The organism is Paraburkholderia oxyphila NBRC 105797 (assembly GCF_000685075.1).
GTDB lineage: Bacteria > Pseudomonadota > Gammaproteobacteria > Burkholderiales > Burkholderiaceae > Paraburkholderia > Paraburkholderia oxyphila.
On record NZ_BAYD01000276.1, the window covers coordinates 1 to 1,233 of the forward strand.

Sequence of the window (1,233 nt, forward strand, 5' to 3'; positions counted from 1 at the left end):
GCCGTTTCGTACATTTCCTGCGGGTCATACATGATCCCGTGAGTCGAATACTCCGGGAACACCACCAGATCCATGCCGGGCAACCCCCGCTTCATGCCGACCACCATGTCCGCGATCTTGCGGGCGTTCTCGATCACTTCCGCCCTGGTGTGCAGGCGCGGCATCTTGTAGTTCACCACGGCCACGCCGACGCTATCGTTGCTGCTGGAAATGTCACCATGTCTCATCACATACTCCTGGGTTGGTTGGACGGTGCATCAGACCGTCAGATAGGAACGCACGGCCTCGATGTCGAGGTCGTGCTTTTCGGTCTCGCGCACGATCCGGCCGCGGTCGATGACCAGAAGGCGGTCGGCCACGTCGAGTGCGAAGCTCAACACCTGCTCCGACACCAGCACGGCCAGTCCCAATTCCTTGCGCAGATCGTTCAGCGAGCGCGCGATGTCCTTGATGATCGAAGGCTGGATGCCTTCGGTGGGCTCGTCGAGGATCAGCAGCTTCGGCCTGGACACCAGCGCGCGTGCGATGGCAAGCTGTTGCTGCTGCCCGCCCGAGAGATTGCCGCCCTTGCGGTCCTTCATCTCTCGCAGCACGGGGAAAAACTCGTAGATGAAGCCGGGGTATGCCGTATAGCGGCGCGTCTCGAGGCCGGTCAGGATGTTCTCCTCGACGCTCAGCTGGGGAAAGATCATCCGGCCTTGCGGCACGAATCCCAGACCCGCTTTCACGCGCCGGTAGCTCGGCAGGGGATGAGCGGCAGCCGTCGACTCGATCGCGCCGCGCCTGGCCGGCACCATGCCGATCAGTGCTTTGAGGAGCGTGCTCTTGCCCATGCCGTTACGTCCGACGATGGCCACCGCGCTGCCGGGCTCGACGTTCAGCGAAACGTCGTGAAGAACATGGCTCTCGCCGTAATAGACGTTCAGATCGGTTACCTTCAGCATGATCGCCTCAATGTCCCAGATACACTTCGATGACGCGCGGATCGTTCTGAACCTGGTCGACGCTGCCTTCGGCCAGCAGCTTGCCCTGGTGCAGCACGGTCACTTTCTTCGCGATCGACCGGACGAAGTCCATGTCATGCTCGATCACGACCAGTGACTTGCTGGCGGCGATCTCCTTGAGCAGCTCGGCGGTCTGCTCGCGCTCGCGCGGCGACATGCCGGCCACGGGCTCGTCGAGCAACAGCAGCTGCGGATCCTGCATCAGCAGCATGCCGATCTCGAGCCACTG

General features: G+C 62.2%; 2 protein-coding genes and 1 pseudogene. All 3 read right to left on the reverse strand.

The window, feature by feature from the left end; genetic code table 11:
- Positions 1 to 227: pseudogene (gene amiE / locus BO1_RS56060) on the reverse strand (aliphatic amidase); the annotation flags it as partial.
- 30 nt (positions 228 to 257) lie between these two features.
- Entirely contained in the window at positions 258 to 944 is a 687-nt protein-coding gene (urtE, locus tag BO1_RS48900; RefSeq protein ID WP_028223784.1) for an urea ABC transporter ATP-binding subunit UrtE, read from the reverse strand.
- A 7-nt stretch (positions 945 to 951) separates the two neighbouring features.
- The coding region (locus tag BO1_RS48905; protein WP_028223785.1) for an ABC transporter ATP-binding protein C-terminal domain-containing protein at positions 952 to 1,233 on the reverse strand (282 nt) is incomplete at its 5' end.

Bases quoted from the DNA above. Each gene is read 5' to 3' on its own strand.
- urtE (WP_028223784.1), bottom strand. From the start codon at position 944: ATGCTGAAGGTAACCGATCTGAACGTCTATTACGGCGAGAGCCATGTT.